The 235-nt window shown below is 71.9% G+C and carries 1 pseudogene; it reads right to left on the minus strand.

From position 1 onward, the window contains the following. Positions 1 to 112: 112 nt before the first annotated feature. Positions 113 to 235 (minus strand): annotated as a pseudogene (locus EXE45_RS21780) (biotin transporter BioY); the annotation flags it as partial.

A 235-nucleotide genomic window follows, 5' to 3' on the forward strand; every position in this document is an offset into this window, starting at 1 on the left:
CTGGCCGTCGGGGATCGAGAGGGAGACGTCGTCGACGGCCGTGACGCCGCCCTCGCCACTGGACCCGCCGTACCGACAGGTGACCTCCTGTACCTCGATCACGGGGGGCCCCTCACTGCGCCGCGATCGCGTCCGATCGGACGATGCCGATCGCCGCGGCCATCTTCGCGCCCTCGGCCGGGAGGAAGACCACGGCGCCCTGGATCACCGACTCCGCGAGGGTGAGGTCGAGCGT

This window comes from Halorubrum sp. SP9 (assembly GCF_005435015.1).
Lineage (GTDB): Archaea > Halobacteriota > Halobacteria > Halobacteriales > Haloferacaceae > Halorubrum > Halorubrum sodomense.